General features: G+C 63.2%; 18 protein-coding genes. 10 read left to right on the top strand and 8 right to left on the bottom strand.

Annotated elements, in window-relative coordinates:
* The first annotated feature begins 76 nt into the window (after positions 1–76).
* From GJW30_RS12875 to GJW30_RS12855, 5 genes are all read left to right on the top strand, one after another.
* Entirely contained in the window at positions 77–739 is a 663-nt protein-coding gene (locus tag GJW30_RS12875) for a thiamine phosphate synthase (RefSeq protein WP_096355939.1), read from the top strand.
* Positions 739–2,118, top strand: a complete 1,380-nt coding sequence (locus GJW30_RS12870) for an SEL1-like repeat protein (RefSeq protein ID WP_096355937.1) — start codon at positions 739–741, stop codon at positions 2,116–2,118. The genes GJW30_RS12875 and GJW30_RS12870 overlap by 1 nt, the downstream gene beginning before the upstream one ends.
* Before the next feature lie 253 nt (positions 2,119–2,371).
* Positions 2,372–3,172, top strand: coding sequence for an inositol monophosphatase family protein (locus GJW30_RS12865; protein WP_096355935.1), 801 nt, complete (start codon positions 2,372–2,374; stop codon positions 3,170–3,172).
* A 104-nt stretch (positions 3,173–3,276) separates the two neighbouring features.
* The gene (locus tag GJW30_RS12860) at positions 3,277–4,278 is read left to right on the top strand and encodes a flagellar motor protein MotA (protein WP_096355933.1); all 1,002 of its coding nucleotides are present in this window, start codon (positions 3,277–3,279) and stop codon (positions 4,276–4,278) included.
* A gap of 31 nt (positions 4,279–4,309) precedes the next feature.
* Entirely contained in the window at positions 4,310–5,338 is a 1,029-nt protein-coding gene (locus GJW30_RS12855; RefSeq protein ID WP_096355931.1) for a peptidoglycan -binding protein, read from the top strand.
* Between the two features lie 218 nt (positions 5,339–5,556).
* Here the strand turns inward: GJW30_RS12855 and GJW30_RS12850 are convergent, their stop codons facing one another.
* The 4 genes from GJW30_RS12850 to GJW30_RS12835 all read right to left on the bottom strand — a co-directional run bounded on the left by GJW30_RS12850 (position 5,557) and on the right by GJW30_RS12835 (position 8,558).
* Positions 5,557–5,802 (bottom strand): type II toxin-antitoxin system CcdA family antitoxin, encoded by a 246-nt coding sequence (locus GJW30_RS12850; protein WP_096355929.1) that lies wholly within the window; start codon positions 5,800–5,802, stop codon positions 5,557–5,559.
* A 68-nt stretch (positions 5,803–5,870) separates the two neighbouring features.
* Positions 5,871–7,442, bottom strand: a complete 1,572-nt coding sequence (locus tag GJW30_RS12845; protein WP_096355927.1) for a GMC family oxidoreductase — start codon at positions 7,440–7,442, stop codon at positions 5,871–5,873.
* Between the two features lie 71 nt (positions 7,443–7,513).
* Positions 7,514–8,053 carry a twin-arginine translocation signal domain-containing protein gene (locus tag GJW30_RS12840; RefSeq protein WP_096355925.1) on the bottom strand — a complete coding sequence of 180 codons (540 nt, stop codon included), beginning with the start codon at positions 8,051–8,053 and terminating at the stop codon, positions 7,514–7,516.
* Between the two features lie 109 nt (positions 8,054–8,162).
* Positions 8,163–8,558 carry a VOC family protein gene (locus GJW30_RS12835; RefSeq protein ID WP_096355923.1) on the bottom strand — a complete coding sequence of 132 codons (396 nt, stop codon included), beginning with the start codon at positions 8,556–8,558 and terminating at the stop codon, positions 8,163–8,165.
* A gap of 181 nt (positions 8,559–8,739) precedes the next feature.
* Between GJW30_RS12835 and GJW30_RS12830 the strand changes: the two genes are divergently transcribed.
* On the top strand, positions 8,740–9,045 hold the full coding sequence (locus GJW30_RS12830; RefSeq protein WP_096355921.1) for a ribbon-helix-helix domain-containing protein: 306 nt from the start codon (positions 8,740–8,742) through the stop codon (positions 9,043–9,045).
* A 382-nt stretch (positions 9,046–9,427) separates the two neighbouring features.
* Positions 9,428–11,107 (top strand): hypothetical protein, encoded by a 1,680-nt coding sequence (locus GJW30_RS12825; RefSeq protein ID WP_096355919.1) that lies wholly within the window; start codon positions 9,428–9,430, stop codon positions 11,105–11,107.
* On the opposite strand, the gene GJW30_RS12820 is transcribed toward GJW30_RS12825, so the two are convergent.
* Positions 11,104–12,939, bottom strand: a complete 1,836-nt coding sequence (locus GJW30_RS12820; RefSeq protein WP_430727075.1) for an ABC transporter transmembrane domain-containing protein — start codon at positions 12,937–12,939, stop codon at positions 11,104–11,106. The genes GJW30_RS12825 and GJW30_RS12820 overlap by 4 nt on opposite strands.
* A gap of 224 nt (positions 12,940–13,163) precedes the next feature.
* Here GJW30_RS12820 and rpmE point away from each other — a divergent pair, with 224 nt between their 5' ends.
* Positions 13,164–13,385, top strand: a complete 222-nt coding sequence (rpmE, locus tag GJW30_RS12815) for a 50S ribosomal protein L31 (RefSeq protein ID WP_096355917.1) — start codon at positions 13,164–13,166, stop codon at positions 13,383–13,385.
* 76 nt (positions 13,386–13,461) lie between these two features.
* On the opposite strand, the gene rcdA is transcribed toward rpmE, so the two are convergent.
* From rcdA to GJW30_RS12800, 3 genes are all read right to left on the bottom strand, one after another.
* Positions 13,462–13,971 carry a protease adaptor protein RcdA gene (rcdA, locus tag GJW30_RS12810; protein ID WP_096355914.1) on the bottom strand — a complete coding sequence of 170 codons (510 nt, stop codon included), beginning with the start codon at positions 13,969–13,971 and terminating at the stop codon, positions 13,462–13,464.
* Positions 13,972–14,347: 376 nt separating this feature from the next.
* On the bottom strand, positions 14,348–14,509 hold the full coding sequence (locus tag GJW30_RS12805) for a Flp family type IVb pilin (protein ID WP_096355912.1): 162 nt from the start codon (positions 14,507–14,509) through the stop codon (positions 14,348–14,350).
* A 131-nt stretch (positions 14,510–14,640) separates the two neighbouring features.
* The gene (locus GJW30_RS12800; protein ID WP_245408503.1) at positions 14,641–14,826 is read right to left on the bottom strand and encodes a DUF1192 domain-containing protein; all 186 of its coding nucleotides are present in this window, start codon (positions 14,824–14,826) and stop codon (positions 14,641–14,643) included.
* Between the two features lie 35 nt (positions 14,827–14,861).
* On the opposite strand from GJW30_RS12800, the gene GJW30_RS12795 reads away from it, so the two are divergent.
* Both GJW30_RS12795 and GJW30_RS12790 read left to right on the top strand, forming a co-directional pair.
* Positions 14,862–15,527 carry a hypothetical protein gene (locus GJW30_RS12795; protein WP_130364444.1) on the top strand — a complete coding sequence of 222 codons (666 nt, stop codon included), beginning with the start codon at positions 14,862–14,864 and terminating at the stop codon, positions 15,525–15,527.
* A 60-nt stretch (positions 15,528–15,587) separates the two neighbouring features.
* Positions 15,588–16,589: an NAD(P)H-quinone oxidoreductase gene (locus GJW30_RS12790; RefSeq protein ID WP_096355906.1), complete on the top strand. Its 1,002-nt coding sequence runs from the start codon at positions 15,588–15,590 to the stop codon at positions 16,587–16,589.
* Positions 16,590–16,735 lie beyond the last annotated feature (146 nt).

Genomic DNA, 16,735 nt, shown 5'->3' with positions numbered 1-16,735 from the left:
CATTTGCGACGGATTATCGTCGCATCTTAAGCATAAATGCCGCCATTTCGCCTGAAACGGATTCCAAAGATCGCCCATGGCTTCTCGGAACGCAGATGTACGCCCTGCTCCGCGCCTCTATCTCGTGACACCAACGGTGGAGGATGCGGCGGCTTTCACGCGCCCACTCGAGGCGGCGCTGAAGGCCGGTGATGTCGCGGCTGTCCTGCTCCGCGTCAGCGGGGCCGACGAGCGCGCAGACACCAATATCGTCAAAGCCTTGGCCGGCATTGTTCAAGCGGCCGGGGTGGCGCTGTTGGTCGACGGTAAACCGCTGGTCGCTCAGCGCGGCGGCGCCGATGGCGCGCACCTGCCAAGCTACGACGAATTCGCGGCCGCTCAGCAGAGCCTGCAGCCCGCCCGCATCGCGGGCGTCGGCGGGCTTGCCTCGCGCGATGAAGCGATGCGCGCAGCCGAAGACGGCGCCGACTATGTGATGTTCGGGGAACCGGACCTGAACGGTGAGGTTCCTGCTCTGGACGCTTCCTGCGAACGCGTCGCGTGGTGGAGCGAAGTGTTCGAGGTTCCCTGTGTCGCTTACGCGCCGAACGCCGAAGCGGTCGCGCCGCTCGCTGCCGCCGGTCCGGAGTTTATCGCGCTCGGGCCGTTTATCTGGGATCATGCCGACGGGCCTGCCGCTGCGATTCGCGACGCCGCTACCGTGATCGCAGCCGCAACGCCCGCGATGGAGTCCGTCTGATGACGAAGATCCTCACGACGACAAAGTTTGCCCTGATCGCCGGCGTGGCTTTCATCGCGCAGCCCGCTGCCGCGCAGTTCTGGTTGCCGGGTCAGTCGCCACAAACGGAATCGGCACCGACGCCGCCGGGCACCGAAAAGCTTCGCGTCATCAAGCCGGGAATCCGCGCGCAGAGCGAGCAACCGGCCGCGCCTGCCGCGCCGCCCGGCACTGAGCAAATTCGCCGAGCCCGGCCAAATGCGGCCAGGCCCGCGACGCCAAGGTCCGCTACGGAAACCGCAACGCCGAAGCCCGCAAAGCCAGCACCGAGGCAGGCCGCCAAGCCAACGCCGTCGCGCGGCGCGAAAGTGGACCCGGCCGATCAGAATCCACCGGTCGCGACGACAACACCTCCGCCGATGGCCGCACCACTCACCGCCGTGCCGCCTGCGGGCGCTGCTGCGCCACTCGCAAGCCCCGGCCTGCAGCCGCCGACGAGCGCAGGCTTTGGCGCTGCGCCGCGCGTCACGCCGAGCCGCGCCGCGACCTCGCCGGTCGTCGACGTCGCGTTCGGCGCCTATCAGCGCGGCCAGTACATCACGGCCGTCAACGAAGCGACGAAGCGCGCCGAGCAGAACGATCCGAAAGCGATGACGCTTCTCGGCGAGATTTATCAGAACGGCCTCGGCGTGCCGCGCGACGATAACAAAGCCGTCATGTGGTACACGAAAGCGGTCGCGGCGGGCGATCGCGAGGCGATGCATTCGCTCGCGACGTTGCGCCTCGCGGGTCGCGGCGGACCGAAGGATACGGACGGCGCCGTGCGCCTCTACGAGCAAGCCGCACGGCTCGGCCATGCAGGCGCGGCTTACGATCTCGCGCTCTTCTACCTCGAAGGCCAGCAGGTTCAGGGCGACCCGAAGCGGGCAGCCGAGTTGCTCCAGATCGCGGCCGATGTCGGCAGCCCGGAAGCGCAATACGCGCTCGCCTTGCTCTACAAGGAAGGCCGCGGCGTCACGGTCGATCGCTCGCGTGCCGCCGCACTCTTGGCGCAGGCTTCGCGCGGCGACTTCACGGACGCGACGGTCGAATACGCGATCGCGATGTTCAACGGCGACGGCACCGCGAAGGACGAGCGCGGCGCCGCGCAACTCCTGCTCAAGGCCGCGCGCAGCGGCAGCGCCATCGCGCAGAACCGCCTCGCCCGCATGCTGGCGGCCGGTCGCGGCGTCGAAGCCAACCCCTCCGAAGCCGTCAAATGGCACATCCTGGCGCGTTCGCGCGGCCAGAATGACATGTGGCTCGAAAGCTATCTCCAGCGCATCACGCCGGAGCAGCGCGCGGCCGGCGAAAAGCAGGCCGAGACGCTGATGAAGGACCCGCTCGCGTCACGCTCTTAGCGAATTCGCGGGAGAAGTTGATTTCCACTCATACCCGCGAACGCGGGTATCCAGACCGCCCGCGGCAGCGGGCGTGAAAAATGCTAGGTGAAGCCAACGCGCTGCCGCGCGTGAAGCTGGATTCCCGCTTTCGCGGGAATGAGCGGAGTTTGGGGCAACCTGAAGCACGCTAAACTTGAATCATTTCTGCGCACTTGACGCACCGGCTGATAGCCGGGCAGATGCGCTTCTCCCGCTACTGTCCGGATATTTCATGCTTCGCTCTGCCCTTCTCAACGTCATGGTCGACGCAGCCCGCAAGGCCGCGCGCTCGCTCAAGCGCGATTTCGGCGAGGTCGAGAAGCTGCAGGTCTCGCTGAAGGGTCCGGCGAACTTCGTCTCGGCGGCCGACACGCGCGCGGAAGAAATTCTGCGCAAGGAACTCGGCAAGTCGCGTCCCGGCTACGGCTTCTGGGGCGAAGAAGGCGGTCTCACCGAAGGCGACGACAAGACCCACATGTGGGTTGTCGATCCGCTCGACGGCACGACGAACTTCCTCCACGGCATTCCGCAATTTGCCATATCGATCGGCCTCGTCCGCGACGGCACGGTTGTCGCCGGCGTCGTCTACAATCCGATCACCGACGAGCTGTTCACCGCCGAGCGCGGCAAGGGCGCGTTCCTCAACGACTATCGCCTGCGCGTTGCGGGCCGCAAGAAGCTGACGGACTGCGTCGTCGCCTGCGGACTGCCGCATCGCGGTCGTGGCGGCCTCGAGGAGTTCCGTAAGGAATTCGCCGTCGTGCAGGAACAGGTCTCGGGTCTGCGCCGCTTCGGCGCCGCCGCGCTCGATCTTGCTTGGGTCGCGGCCGGCCGGCTCGACCTTTACTGGGAGCGCAATGTGCAGCCGTGGGATGTCGCGGCAGGGATGATTCTGGTGCGCGAGGCCGGCGGTTTCGTCACCGATCTCGACGGCAAGGATAACCTCTTCGAACACAAGAGCGTTATCGCCGGTAACGAGGGGCTGCATAAAGAGCTTCTGGCCACTCTGAAAAAAGCCAACGCGGCCGGTTGATAACTTGCAGGCCGTGCTCGGTTTCTGGCTAAACTAGGCGCTATCGGATTCCCGGCGCCGCAATGGCGCAGCACAGAACCGCTTTTTCAAAGCGCAAGGTGGCCATGGCGCGTGACCTAGACCCCTTCAAGCTCTCCTCGCCTCGCGTCTTTCTGGTGAGGATGCTGGTGTTCCTCATTCTGTGCGGGCTCGTCGGCGTCGTCCTTTACCAACAGATCCTGACAGCCTTCCGCTCCAATCCGGGGCTCAACGGGTTGATCCTCGGTGTTCTGATCATCGGCATCCTGCTCTCGTTCCGGCAGGTTATCCGGCTGTTCCCGGAAGTCGCGTGGGTAAACAGCTTCCGCCTCGCCGATCCCGGCATCTCGGTGGAGCGCCCGCCGGTGCTGCTCGCGCCGATGTCGGCGATTCTCGGCGACCGTATGGGCCGCATGGCGATCTCGACGCCGGTGATGCGCTCGATCCTGGACTCGATCGCGACGCGCCTCGACGAAGCGCGCGACCTTTCTCGCTACATGACGGGCCTGCTGATCTTCCTCGGTCTGCTTGGTACCTTCTGGGGTCTGATCGAGACGGTCGGTTCGGTCGGCAAATTCCTCGAGACGCTGAAAGTCGGCGGTGACGCCAACGCGACCTTCGAGTCGCTGAAGGAAGGTCTAGCGGCCCCGCTCTCCGGCATGGGCATTTCGTTTTCGTCCTCGCTGTTCGGACTCGCCGGATCATTGGTGCTCGGCTTTCTCGATCTGCAGACGAGCCAGGCGCAGAACCGTTTCTACACGGACCTCGAAGATTGGCTCTCGACCACCGTGCAAGACATGTCGGTCGCCGAGCCGGCGCGCTTGACGGCGGCAAAGAACGACGACCTGCGGCAGATCCTCGATCGTCTCAAGGACGTGACGGCCGAGACCGGCAACAGCAAAGCCGCAACCAACGCGATGGCGAACCTCGCGGAAGCGATCCAAGGCCTCGTCGGTCATATGCGCAACGAGCAGCAGATGATCCGCGATTGGGCGAACTCGCAGGCGGATCAGAATTCCGAAATCAAGGCGGTGCTGGAGCGGATCGCCCGGCAGGACGATCGGCCCAAGATTGGCCGCGGTGTTTGAGTTTGCTTCGCCGCGATAAAGGGAACTCAGCATGGCGCTAGGGCGCGCACGCCGCGGAGAACGCACGGTCGACTACTGGCCGGGGTTTGTCGATGCCCTGTCGACGCTCGTTCTCGGCGTCATCTTCCTGCTGTCAATCTTCGTCGTCATCCAGTTTTATCTCAGCCAAGAAGTCACCGGCAAAGACACGGCGCTGGCGCGGCTTAATGCACAACTTCAGCAGCTCACCGAGCTGTTCGCGCTTGAAAAGGGCGAGCGCGCGAACCTCGAAGAGATGATCGCGGCGCTGCGCGCGAACCTCGCGACGGCGGAAGCCGACCGCGACCGCCTCAAAGGACAGGCGGATGCAGCCGGCCAAGGCGCCGGATCAGCCCAAGCGCGCGCCGCGCAGCTTGCCGGTGAACTCGAAAACGAAAAGCGCATCGGCGCGCGTGTCGCGGCGCAAGTCGAATTGCTCAACCAGCAGATCGCCGCGCTGCGCCGCCAGCTTGCCGCACTCGAAGAGGCGCTGGAGACATCCGAGAAGAAGGACAAGGAAGCGCAGTCGCGCATCGCGGACCTTGGTCAGCGGCTCAACGTCGCGCTCGCGCAGCGAGTCCAGGAGCTATCTCGCTTCCGCTCGGAATTCTTCGGGCGTTTGCGGCAGATCCTCGCCAACCGGCCGGACGTGCGCATCGTCGGCGACCGCTTCGTGTTCCAGTCCGAGGTATTCTTCGATGCCGGTCAAGCGGCTTTAAAAACAGAAGGCCGCGGCGAGCTCGACAAGATCGCGACCGCCCTGCTCCAGCTCGAGAAGGAAATCCCCGCGGACATAGCTTGGGTGATGCGTATCGACGGCCACACGGACGTGCGCCCGATCGCCAGCCCGCAGTTCCCGTCGAACTGGGAGCTGTCGGCGTCGCGCGCGATCTCGGTCGTGCAGTATCTGATCTCGCGCGGTGTCTCGCCGCAACGCCTCGTCGCCGCCGGCTTCGGCGAATTCCAGCCGCTCGATCCGGCGACCAACGACGACGCCTATCGCCGCAATCGCCGCATCGAGATGAAGCTGACGGAGCGCTAGGTAAACAGACCCCGTTCTCCGAGCGGGACTCGGTGGTTGGTCTCCGACCTCTCAGCCGTCGTCCCGGAAGCCGCATGGCTCGACGCGCGCGAAGCGCGCGTTGCGAGCCGCGGCTGTCCGGGATCCATAACCCCGGTACTTGATCGCTTGCGCAGGGACTATGGATTCCGGGCTCGCGCACGCTTCGCTTAGCGCGCCCCGGAATGACGGCCTCGAAACTATCGACCCTTCGTTTTCGCTTTGCCCGCCAGCGGCAAACCGTGTGCTTCGACAAACTCGTTCGAGCTTGCCAGTGCCTTCTTGTTCTCAGCTTTCCACTGAACCGTTTTCGCGCCCGCGATCGCACGCGCGATACCCCACTCGGCGGCGCGCGACACATCGATTTCGAGGCCGCGTGCCTCGTCAACGAGAGCGCGGTCGAGCGCCAGACTGGCGGAGCTTTTGTCGCGTGCGTTGTTTGCCATGACCTGTACCGAGAACGGGAATCTACGCCCGCCCCCGGCATCAGGCAAGCCAACCGCAAGTAGAAACCTCACACCGTCTTCGCGGCCATCTCCTTCGCGATGTAGTCGGCTTGGCGGATCGCGAGGGTGACGATCGTCAGCGTCGGGTTCTCAGCGCCGCCGGTCGTGAACTGGCTGCCGTCCGACACGAACAGATTCTTGATGTCGTGCGATTGGCCGAATTTGTTGACGACGCCGTCGCGCGCCTTCTCGCTCATGCGGTTGGTGCCGAGATTGTGCGTCGACGGATATGGCGGCGTCGGGAAAGTCCGCGTCGCGCCGACCGCATCGTAGAGCGCGATGCCCTGCTTGTAAGCGTGATCGCGCATCGCGGTGTCGTTCGGGTGATCCGTGAAGGCGACGTCGGGGATCGGCATCCCCCACTTGTCCTTCTCCTTCTTGGACAGCGCGATGCGGTTCTTCTCCTGCGGCATGTCTTCGCCGACGATCCACATGCCGGCCATCTTGTCGTAGTGATCGAGCGCGGTTGTGAAGCTGCGTCCCCATCCACCCGGATTGAGGAACGCCGCCATGAATGGCAAACCGAGCGCGAGTGTTTCGAGTTCGTAGCCTCCCGCGAAGCCGCGCTTCGGATCGTGCTTCGCCTCGTCACGGATGATGCCGGCCATCGTGGTGCCGCGATACATGTGCACCTTCTTGTCGAACAGCGCGTAGACCGAGCCGGTCGTGTGCCGCATGTAGTTTTTCCCGACCTGACCGGACGAGTTCGCCATGCCGTTCGGATATTTCGACGACTCCGAGTTGAGCAGGAGCCGCGGGCTTTCGATCGAATTGCCGGCGACGCAGACGATGCGCGCCTTCTGCCGCTGCACTGTGCCGGACTTGTCGGCATAGACGACGCCGGTGACTTTGCCGCTCGCGTCATGCTCGATCTTGATCGCGTGCGAGTCGGGACGGACTTCGAGCTTGCCGGTCGCTTCGCCTTTCGGAATCTCGGTGTAGAGCGTCGACCATTTCGCGCCCCACTTGCAGCCCTGGAAGCAGAAGCCGGTCTGCTGGCAGGCGTTGCGGCCGTCACGTTCGGCCGAATTGATCGCCATGTTGCCGGTGTGACATTCCTTGTAGCCGAGCTTGTCGGCACCGGCCTTGAAGATCTTGAAATTGTTGCTGGCCGGCAGCCCCGCGATGTTGTTGGTCCGCGTCACGCCCATCTTGTCTTCCGCCTTGGCGTAATACGGCTCGAGGTCGGCCAGCGTGATCGGCCAATCGAGAAGATTTGCGCCGGCGATCTTGCCGTAATTCGTGAGCGTCTTGAATTCGTGCGGCTGAAAGCGCAGCGACGCGCCGGCCCAATGCGTCGTCGTGCCGCCGACCGCCTTGACGATCCAGGCCGGAAGGTTCGGGAAATCCTTCGACACGCGCCAGGTGCCGGACGTCGTCCGCTTGTCGACCCAGGCGAGCTGCGAGAACGAGTCCCACTCGTCGTTGATGAAGTCGGTGTATTCGACGCGCGGGCCGGCTTCGAGCACGACGACGCCGATGCCTTTCTGCGCGAGCTCGTTCGCGAGCGTGCCGCCGCCGGCACCGGAACCGATGATGACGACGACGCTGTCGTCGTTCTTGTCAAAAGATGCAGCCATGGCGTTTCCTCCGCAGGCGCTGATTTCGTATGAAGCGTGCGCGCCGCTGCGTTGAGCGGCGAGCCAAAACTTTAAAGCCACTCGATGTCGTCGAAGCCGCGCGCGATGTAGCCGCCCTTCGAGTAGGACTCGCCCTCGTAGCCGAAGATCGGCCAGATCTCTTTTTGGTTATAGAGCGAGACAACGAGGTCGCCGCGGATCGCCTGGAAGAACGGCGACTTCTCGATCGCCTGCAGATGCTTCACGCGCTCTTCTTCCCAGCCGAGCTTGGCGTAACCGCCCTTGCCGGCCTTCTTGTCGAGCGCGGCGACGCCCGTCTCGAGCAAGGCTTTGACCTTGGGGTCCTTCGCGGCTTTCGCGTCCTGCGCCTTGATGGCGATGGCGTAGTGTTTGTCCGGCACCTGATCGTGCGGATAAATATCGCGCGCCATCTGGACGAGCGTCGCGACCGTGCTCGGCTTCAGCGCCGTCGCTTCCACCGCCCACGCTTCGCGCGACGAGATGACGACGTTTCCGCCGACTGCGACGAGTGCACCGAAAGCGCTCGCGCCGCGTAACAAATCGCGCCGTGAGACGCGCATTCTTTGCGTTCGATCCAGGACCGTAACCATCGTTTCCTCCTTTGCTCGCGCGGCACTTCACGTGCCGCTGCTGGCTCGTCGGCTCGCGTGCCACCACCGTGGCCGCTGCTCTTTTTTGTGTCCCGCTTGGTGGGCGGAATTACTTGAACCTACCTCCGCGCTCGATCACTTCGATCTGATAGCCGTCGGGGTCTTGAACGAAGAAGAAACGCGCGACGAGTTTGCCGTCGTTGTTGAACTCGACGACCTTGCGCGGATTGAAGCCGGCCTTTTCGAAGCGCGCGTGTTCGGCATCGAGCTTATCGACGACGAAGGCGATGTGGCCGTAGCCGTCGCCTAACGCGTACGGCTCCTTGCGATCCTTGTTGATGGTCAGTTCGAGTTCGAAACTCGCTTCGGCGTTGCTCAAATAAACGAGCGTGAACGTTTCGAAATCGAGCCGGTCGACAATCTCGAGTGCGAATGCGGAGCGATAGAAATCAACCGAGCGTGCTTCGTCGAGCACGCGGATCATGCTGTGAACTGCCTTGGCCAATGTCTTCCCCGGTCTATTCTGTGGGAAGAATTATGCGTGCGCGATCCATGCATGGGTGGCAGCCGGTTGCTACGCGCAAGCAATATCCTGTTGCGGAGCCGCGGCTTTAGGCGGAAACTTAAAGCAGAGCCAAACTGTGAATTTGCGGCAGTGAGGCTGACGCAAATGGGAGAGGCGCCACATGTGCAGGGTGTTTGCGAGCCAGGACCCTGAGGGCTACCGTCCGATCAACCGGTCCATCAGAATCGGCGGACATTCGACGAGCATTCAGCTCGAAGCGACGTTCTGGGCTCTGCTGGACGAGATCGCGCACTCGCAGGGCCTGTCGACACCGAAGTTCATCTCGAAGCTTTACGACGAGGCGCTGGAGATCAACGGCGAGATCCCGAACTTTGCCTCGATGCTGCGGACGACCTGCGCGCTTTACCTCCGCGGCGCACGGCCGACCGTGCTTGAGCAGCAGGAGCTGGCGGCGCTCGCACATTGACCGAGGCCCAGTAGCCCGGATGGAGCGGCGGCGCAGCCGCGCGTAATCCGGGTCGCTGGCTGTCCCGATTGCGCACGATGCTCCGCGGCGATCTCAAGCTGTCATCCCGGCCAAGTGAGGTTGGCGTGCGTAGCGCGCCAAGCCGAACGCGAGCCGGGATTCATATACCCCAATCGTGCTCAGGGATACGTAGATCCCGGGACTTCGCCACGCGCTTCGCGCGCAGCTCGCCGTCCGGGATGACAACTCGGTTTCTTGGCTAAGCCGGCTCAATAATGCCGAGGGTAAACCACACAACCCCAACTTGAACGCCGCGCGAAAATCCTTTTAAGACAAAAGCCTGCGCCGGGGCTGGCGCTGGTGTTGTCTCAAGGGGCTGGTCATGGGCGGCATGTTGAGCGGACAGGTCGCGATGATCGTTCTCATCGCGGTGCCGATCGCGCTCTTTCTTTCGATCCTCTTGCAGTGGATCTATCTGCGTTCGGTCAAGCGCTCGATGATGCATTCGGAAGGCGCGATGCCGCCGGCCGATCCGCACGATCCGCCGCCGTCGGCTCCGCTCGCGCCGCTCGGCTTTGCCACCGACCTGTGGTCGCTCGATCTGCCGCCATCGACCGCTAAATCGCTGCGGCGGCGGGCCGCTCTCGTCTATATCGCGGGCGGCATCGTTTACGGCGCGGTGCTGACGCTATTTTACCTCGCGGCGCTCGGCCAGGCGACGGAGATCTTCCGCTTCCGCACGCCGCTGCTGATCGGCGTCTTCGCCTTCCCGCTGGTGCTGACGCTCGCGGTGACCATCACGGTGTCGTGGCGGGAACTCTGCGGGATCGTTTTCATCTACGCGGTCGCGATGACGCTAATCTACATTCCTCAGCTGATGGTAGGCGCGGATTGGTCAGCGTTCTTCACGCTGTTCTTTCTGTTCAATCTGCCGGGGCTCGTGCTCGCGACGATCTTCCTGCTGCCGCGCGTGCGCACTGTCGGGCCTCTCGTGCTTGGCCTGACGCTCGCCGCCGTCGCGGGCGCCCTGCTCTCGAACCACGCGCTGTTCTACGAGAACCCCGAGCGCCTGATGGCTTTCGTGAAATTCGGGACAAGTATCGGCCTCGGCGGGCTTCAGCTCTACTACAGCGTTATGGCGATCGGCGCGTTGCTGCTCGGCATCGCGGGCTGGCTCGTCATGCGGCTCGTCGGCAAGCTGTATCGCGATCGGCGCATCAGCGATCAAACGATGATCGCCGACTCGATCTGGCTCATCTTCTCGGTCGTCCACGCTTCGTCGATGATCCACAGCGGCGTGCAGTATTTCTTTGCGCCGTTCATCGCCTTCGCGGCCGGGCGCATGACGATCGCGGCGGGGTTCCTGTTCCTGCGTGCGCGCTACGGCGTTGCCGAGAAAGTGCCGAATCTGCTCCTGCTGCGCGTCTTCTCGCTCGGGCGCCGGTCGAGCCGGTTGTTCAACAAGGTCTCGCGGCTCTGGCGCTATCGCGGCAGCATCCACATGATCGCGGGGCCGGACCTCGCGTCGACCACTGTCGAGCCGCACGAGTTCCTCGGCTTCCTCTCGGGCCGCCTTGCGCGCCGCTTCATCGCGGACGACCGATCGTTTCAGCGCCGTCTCTCCGAAGTCGAGCAGCGCCTCGACCTCGATGGGCGTTACCGCGTCGGCGACTTCTTCTGCCACGACAATGCGTGGCGCATGGTGCTGACGCGGCTCGCGCGCCGCGCCGATGTGATCCTGATGGATCTCCGCGGCTTCACGCCGAAGCATCAGGGCTGCGTCTTCGAGATCCGGGAGATCGTCAACCGCATCCCGTTCGCACGCGTCGTCTTCGTGATCGACGGCACGACCGACGAACCCTTCCTGCGCAAAACGTTTACGGAAGCGTGGGTGGACGTGCCGGCGTCATCACCGAATGTCGCGGCACAGCGCGATGTGACGCTGTTTCGCTTGGGCGATGGCCAGACCAGCGACGTGAAGGCACTGGTGCGGTTGTTGGAAGCGCTCAGCCGGAGCGAGACAATGCCCGAGCAAAGCTCGGTGCGTTACGCGCCGGCTTAGTGATCGAACTGGAGTTTAGCGAGCCGCGCATAGAGGCCGCCAGCGGCGATCAGAGAACTGTGCGTCCCCTCCTCCACCACGCGGCCATGATCGACGACGAGGATGCGGTCGCACGAAAGCACGGTCGCGAGGCGATGCGCGATGACAATCGTCGAGCGGCCGACCATCAGTTCGTTGAGCGCGGCCTGGACCTGCGTCTCGCTCTGCGCGTCGAGCGCGGAGGTCGCTTCGTCGAGCAACAGCAGCGGCGCATCGCGCAGGATCGCACGGGCAATCGCGACGCGCTGGCGCTGCCCGCCCGATAGCGTGACGCCGCGCTCGCCGATCGGCGTTCCGAGCCCCTGAGGCAGTCGCTTGGCAAATTCGGTGACCTGCGCGAGATCGGCCGCGCGTGAAATTTCAGCTTCCGTCGCGTTCGGCCTGCCGAAGCCGATATTTTCGGCAATCGTTCCGGCAAACACGACGGCGTCCTGCGGCACCAGCGCGATGCGCTCGCGGAGCTCCTGAGGATCGGCTCGCTCGATCGGCACGGCGTCGAAGGTCACACGCCCGCCGCGCGGATCGTAGAAGCGCAGCAGCAGATGGAAGACGGTGCTCTTGCCGGCACCGGACGGGCCGACGAGGGCGACACGCTCGCCCGGCGCGAGCCGGAAGCTCAGGCCATCGAGCACGTCGACGTCGGCGCGCGTCGGATACGCGAAGGTGACGTTATCGAATGAGACTTCGCCGCGCGCCGGCACCGGCAGCGCGATCGGGTTCGCGGGCTTCGCGATAGCAGGCTGAATGCGCAAGAGTTCGAGCAAACGCTCGGCGGCGCCCGAGGCCTGCGAGAGTTCGGTCCACACTTGGCTCAGCTCGCTGAGCGCTCCGGCCGCGAAGACCGCATAAAGAACGAATTGGCTCAGGCGGCCGGCCGAAATGCGACCCGCCATCACGTCCTGTGCGCCGATCCAGAGAACGAGCACGATGCTGGCGAAGACGAGGAAGATCGCGATCGCGGTGAGCAGCGCGCGCGACAGTGTCGATTGACGCGCCGCTTCGAAAGCGCGTTCGACGGCAGCGGAGAAACGGGTGGATGCGACCTTCTCGTAGGTGAAGGCTTGCAGCGTACGGACGCCGCCGATCAGTTCCGTCGCGTAGGCGGATGCATCTGCGAGCGTATCCTGCGCATCGCGCGAGCGGCGGCGCACCGAGCGGCCGAAGGCGACGAGCGGCAGCACGATCACGGGGATCGCGCCCAGCACGAACAGCGAAAGCCGCGGGCTGGTCCACACCATCGCGCCGGCGGCGCCGGCGAAGAGCACGAGGTTGCGCAGCGCGATCGAGACCGAAACGCCGACGGCCGATTTGATCTGCGTCGTATCGGCCGTAAGGCGAGAGATCACCTCGCCGGACTGCGTCTTGTCGAAGAAGGCCGGCGAGAGGCTCGTGATATGCGCGAAGACGCGGGAGCGCACATCGGCAACGACCAGCTCACCTAGTGTGGTGACGAGGTAGTAGCGGAGCGCACTGGCCAGCGCGAGCACAGCCGCGACCGCGATCAGCACGACGAAATAGCTGTCGATCATGCTGGCGGCTTCGGCCTTGAAGCCGAAATCGATCATCCGGCGCACCGCCAATGGGATCACCAGCGTCGCGATCGCCGCCGCCGTCAGCGACACGCCGGCGGCCGCGATACGGCCCGGATAGCGGCGGACGAAGGGCCACAGCTCGACCAGCGGCCGCAGCCGCGAGGCCGATTTCTCGGACTCGGATGCAGGCGGATCGACCGGCGTCGCGGTGGCGATAGCCGCCGGGGTCAAAGGCGCGGTTTCGTTCATTGCCGCCTTCATAGAACACGGGGGCCGACAAGTGCAGGCCGAAATCGCCGCATCACCCAATAATTGAAGATGCGCAGCGGCTTGATGCGCAAAATGGAAGAGTTCAAAGCCTGTTTGGCGGCCAATCTATGCCTTGTGCCGGCCCGGAGCGTCATGTATAGAGCCGCGAAATCTCTCGATCGACGATTTGTCACGCTGCGGCGGCGCATCGGCCGAACGCGCGGAAAGGCGAAACAATGAAGGCAGACATTCACCCGGCGTATCACACCGTCAAGGTCGTCATGACCGACGGTACCGAGTTCGAAACGCGTACGACCTGGGGCAAGCCCGGCGATACGCTGAACCTCGACATCGACCCAAAGTCGCACCCGGCCTGGACCGGCGGTACGGCACAGCTGCTCGACCGCGGCGGCCGCCTCTCGCGCTTCCAGAAGAAGTTCGGTGGTTTGGGTAAGTAATCGCCGCAAGGCATTGCGAACGAATCAAAAAGCGCCCGAGTGATCGGGCGCTTTTTTGTTGGCTAAGAGCTGCAGATCAGCGGCCGAAGGCGGCGCTGAGCAGATTCTGCTGCCGGCCGACCGGATTGTCGTTCTCGGCCGCGATCACGTCACTGCCCCGGCGGAGGCCGCTATCGAGATGGCGGACGCGCTGCTGAACGCGGAACGAGCCTTCGATGAGTTCGCGCAGCCGCTCCGGCAAGTGGGATTCGCTGTCGGAGTCGCGGCGATCGACGACGATATTGACCTTGTGGCGCTCGCGCTCGGCCTGGGTGAGCGACATCTCGCCCTCGTTGACGGCGCGGTGCAGCAACAGCCAGGACGCGACCTGCATCAGCCGGGTCGTCAAACGCATGCTTTCGGTGGCGTAGGCGAGCGCAGCGGCACGTTCGAGGCCTTTCGCCTCGCGGCGCCCGTCCCCGTCCAGATACGCGGCGGTCTCTTCGACCAGGCTCATGCCTTCGCGAAACAGCGCCGTAAATGCCGGAGAATTCGACAGCCGATCCGTCAACCGAACCGGTTGCAGCCCTTCGGAGAGCTCTGCCATTGGTTAATGCCTCACGCCCGCACTCTTGAAAATTGATGCTGCCGGACCGGCCCTAACCTGTCCAGCGGGGTTTTCGAAATCAGTCCCAAAGCCCGGTGCGGACGGTGCGATATCCGCGCTATCCACTGCAGCAAGGCGCGTACCAGCACGGTTTGGCTCGAAACGGGACAAAAAAAGAGCCGCCAGAGGCGGCTCAAGTTGATAACAGGGAGGCGTCAAACAGAGTGGACAGGAGCCACTCGCGTCCAGAATCTGGACATGCTTAGTAATGACCCGGAAAGCTTAACGAGTGGTTACTATTCTCGCGAAAGCAAAACGCCGCCCGATGAGGCGGCGTTTGGTCTTTTCGATCTGACCCGAAGGACATCGCGGAAGGCTATTCTAACGAGGCGGCGATAGAACCGAATTTCAGGTTAATCCGCTCGCCAATCGTGCCAAGCACAGTGATGACTACCACCGAGATCAGCGCCGCGATGAGACCGTATTCAATTGCGGTGGCGCCAGATTCATCACGCAGGAAATTCTTGAAAATCGTCATTGGAAATAACCTCTGAAATAAAAATAAAAAGGCAAAGTCGAGAACACTCGCGAAGTAACACGCGAAGTTTTTCGAGAGTCTTAAAAGCGACCACGAAAAGCACGATCGCGTTGCGCATCACCAAAAAATTCTTACGTCTTGAAGAACGCATTCGCTGCGTCGCGCGACGCGCTCTTGCTCTTCACCGCAACTTCAAGTCGAGATATTTCTTCACGCAACAAAAGGATGCGCGCTTCGAGTTCGGACACAGACAACAATGCGAGATCCTGGCCGATCTCGTGCGACACTTTCTTCTTCGGCTTATCGTCGTCTTCCATCGCATCCTCCGCGTGCATATCTCTCGCGATCAAACATGAATTCAAGCGTTCCTGCAAAATCTCAGGTGGAGAACTTGGCGCTGAGCGGCGAGGCTATCCTCGCTGTCGAGCGCACTTTTGCTATCCGCTTTTCCGACATCGAATTACAGTCGTTCAGTACAGTTGGCCAAATGTTCGACGTCGTGCGCGCGAAAGTGTTTGCGACCGGCGCGCATGCGACATCCATCGCGTATCAACGCGTGCGCAACGTGCTGTCCGGATACGCAGCCGCGAATGAAATCGTCGCGGACGCGCGGCTCTCCGATCTTATCGAGATGCCGGCGTACAAGTTTCACGCATTGCTCGAGCGGCAGACTGGGCTCAACGTTCCGGGCTTTCATTTTTCCCGCATGGGCAATGTCGGATTGGCCCTCATTCTTGCCGGCGCGATTCTAATGATCGCGCCGCTGATCATCGCGATGCCAAAGTGGCTCGGCTTCGTCTCCTTCATCGCCGGCGTCGGTTTGATGTACGCGGACGAGCGCCAATTGCCCGATGCAACGCTAGGTGATTTTTCCCGCGAGCTCGCGGCTTTGAACGCGGCTTCGCTGGCACGGCCGAGCCCTGCCGACGAAACGGCTTTGCGAGATGCGTTAGTTAGGGTTTTGAAAGCAGAAACCGGAACTCACGGCACTATAACGCCGGCGACGCGGCTGCTTTGACGGCCTCCCGGAGGTTGCGTACAACCCCTCCTCCCCTTTCCCTTCCGTGGAGTTCTTCCGATGGCGAACGTTCCCGCCGAGATGACTGCGATCGGCATCAGCCAGCCCGGCGGTCCCGAGGTTCTGGTTCCGCAGAAGCGGCCGGTGCCGGCGCCAAAGGATGGCGAGGTGCTGGTGAAAGTCGCGGCGGCCGGCGTCAATCGCCCGGACGTTCAACAGCGCATCGGCGCATATCCACCGCCGCCGGGCGCACCGGACATTCCGGGCCTTGAGATCGCCGGTACGGTCGTCGCGCTCGGCCCGAACGTGAAGCGCTGGAAGGTCGGCGACAAGATCACGGCGCTCGTCCATGGCGGCGGCTACGGCGAATACTGCGCGGCCTATGCGGATCACGCTTTGCCGATCCCCAAAGGTCTTTCGATGGTCGAAGCGGCGGCCCTGCCCGAGACGTTCTTCACGGTGTGGTCGAACCTGTTCGATCGCGCGGGCCTCAAAGCCGGCGAGACGCTACTGATCCACGGCGGCACATCCGGCATCGGGACGACGGCGATCCAGCTCGCGAAAGCATTCGGCGCGCGCGTAATCGCGACAGCGGGCTCGGACGACAAATGCGATGCGTGCGTGAAGCTCGGTGCTGACGTTGCGATCAATTACAAGACGCAGGACTTCGTCGAGGAGACGAAGAAGGCGACCGAGAAGAAAGGCGCGAACGTCATCATCGACATGGTCGGCGGTGAGTATATCGAGCGCAATTACGAAGCCGCCGCGATGGACGGCCGCATCGTGCAGATCGCCTTCCTCGGCGGCCCGAAAGCGACGGTCATTTTCACGCGACTGATGGTGAAGCGCCTCACGCACACGGGTTCGACATTGCGCCCTCGCCCGATCCACGAGAAGGCCGCGATCGCACGTTCGGTCGAAGAGAAGATTTGGCCTTTGATCGAGGCCGGCAAAGTAAAGCCGGTGATCTTCAAGACCTTCCCGTTGGCAAAAACCTCTGAGGCGCATGCGCTGATGGATTCGAGCGCCCACATCGGCAAGATCATGCTGGAAGTCGAGTAGCCTCTCGCCCCAGTTTTGCCGCAACCTGATCCTGGTTTGTCCGGCCTAACTCGCCGGACGGCCGGAATCTTGGTACCTGAGTGAACGGGCATTTCGGAGCAAAATGCTCGTAAACGCGGCATCTCTACGGTATTCCTCAGCGATTG

The sequence above is a fragment of the Variibacter gotjawalensis genome (assembly GCF_002355335.1).
In the GTDB taxonomy this organism is placed as follows: Bacteria; Pseudomonadota; Alphaproteobacteria; order Rhizobiales; family Xanthobacteraceae; genus Variibacter; species Variibacter gotjawalensis.
The sequence above is the reverse complement of the archived record's forward strand: the minus strand, read 5'-3'. Positions and strand labels throughout refer to the sequence as shown.

Bases quoted from the DNA above. Each gene is read 5' to 3' on its own strand.
- GJW30_RS12820 (WP_430727075.1), bottom strand. From the start codon at position 12,939: ATGAAGGCGGCAATGAACGAAACCGCGCCTTTGACCCCGGCGGCTATC.
- GJW30_RS12865 (WP_096355935.1), top strand. From the start codon at position 2,372: ATGCTTCGCTCTGCCCTTCTCAACGTCATGGTCGACGCAGCCCGCAAG.
- GJW30_RS12855 (WP_096355931.1), top strand. From the start codon at position 4,310: ATGGCGCTAGGGCGCGCACGCCGCGGAGAACGCACGGTCGACTACTGG.
- rcdA (WP_096355914.1), bottom strand. From the start codon at position 13,971: ATGGCAGAGCTCTCCGAAGGGCTGCAACCGGTTCGGTTGACGGATCGG.
- GJW30_RS12840 (WP_096355925.1), bottom strand. From the start codon at position 8,053: ATGGTTACGGTCCTGGATCGAACGCAAAGAATGCGCGTCTCACGGCGC.
- rpmE (WP_096355917.1), top strand. From the start codon at position 13,164: ATGAAGGCAGACATTCACCCGGCGTATCACACCGTCAAGGTCGTCATG.
- GJW30_RS12805 (WP_096355912.1), bottom strand. From the start codon at position 14,509: ATGACGATTTTCAAGAATTTCCTGCGTGATGAATCTGGCGCCACCGCA.
- GJW30_RS12790 (WP_096355906.1), top strand. From the start codon at position 15,588: ATGGCGAACGTTCCCGCCGAGATGACTGCGATCGGCATCAGCCAGCCC.
- GJW30_RS12875 (WP_096355939.1), top strand. From the start codon at position 77: ATGGCTTCTCGGAACGCAGATGTACGCCCTGCTCCGCGCCTCTATCTC.
- GJW30_RS12845 (WP_096355927.1), bottom strand. From the start codon at position 7,442: ATGGCTGCATCTTTTGACAAGAACGACGACAGCGTCGTCGTCATCATC.
- GJW30_RS12870 (WP_096355937.1), top strand. From the start codon at position 739: ATGACGAAGATCCTCACGACGACAAAGTTTGCCCTGATCGCCGGCGTG.
- GJW30_RS12860 (WP_096355933.1), top strand. From the start codon at position 3,277: ATGGCGCGTGACCTAGACCCCTTCAAGCTCTCCTCGCCTCGCGTCTTT.
- GJW30_RS12825 (WP_096355919.1), top strand. From the start codon at position 9,428: ATGGGCGGCATGTTGAGCGGACAGGTCGCGATGATCGTTCTCATCGCG.
- GJW30_RS12850 (WP_096355929.1), bottom strand. From the start codon at position 5,802: ATGGCAAACAACGCACGCGACAAAAGCTCCGCCAGTCTGGCGCTCGAC.
- GJW30_RS12800 (WP_245408503.1), bottom strand. From the start codon at position 14,826: ATGGAAGACGACGATAAGCCGAAGAAGAAAGTGTCGCACGAGATCGGC.
- GJW30_RS12830 (WP_096355921.1), top strand. From the start codon at position 8,740: ATGTGCAGGGTGTTTGCGAGCCAGGACCCTGAGGGCTACCGTCCGATC.
- GJW30_RS12795 (WP_130364444.1), top strand. From the start codon at position 14,862: ATGAATTCAAGCGTTCCTGCAAAATCTCAGGTGGAGAACTTGGCGCTG.